This is a genomic window from Chloroflexus islandicus (assembly GCF_001650695.1).
Lineage (GTDB): Bacteria > Chloroflexota > Chloroflexia > Chloroflexales > Chloroflexaceae > Chloroflexus > Chloroflexus islandicus.
On sequence record NZ_LWQS01000022.1, the window covers coordinates 1 to 556 of the forward strand.

Below are 556 nucleotides of genomic sequence, written 5' to 3' on the forward strand. Positions count from 1 at the left end.
TGCCACTGCCAGCCACCGCGTTTGGTGCATGTGAAGCCCTGTTCGCACCACGCACGCAGGCCATACCACGCGCTGTCGGCGATGCCGGGGGCCAGATCCGTCAGGATGCACCACGGATCGGTGTGGGCGTCGTCGGCCCACACCAGCAGCGTGCAGGGGAGGCGACTGGCTGGATGCGTGAAACCGGTGCCGGCGTCCTGCCGGGGTTGCCCATCGGGTGATACGAGCTCGCGGAGCCAATACCACCGCGCCTGTCCTGCAGGACGAAATTTCGCACCGGCGTTGATGCGCAGGAAGGGATGCCAGCCGAGGCGGACGATCCGGCGAACCAACCACCGCGCATCCAAGCCACGGTCGGCCAGCACAATCACCATCCAATCGGGCGGGATGGCTGGGCGGAGCATCCGGAGCATCCGCAGCCCTGCGCGCCGCCACGACCGCGATTGACCGGCGGGAAGCACCGTCCACGCCACAGGAATGCCGGTTCCGCGAGCGACGACCGAGATGGTCAGCACCACGAACCGGTCGTGCAAGGTGGTAGCATCGAGCGCGAGCG

General features: G+C 67.8%; 1 pseudogene. It reads right to left on the reverse strand.

Annotation, left to right across the window (positions count from 1 at the left end):
- Positions 1-413, reverse strand: a pseudogene (locus A6A03_RS00975) (transposase); the annotation flags it as partial.
- Between the last annotated feature and the right edge of the window lie 143 nt (positions 414-556).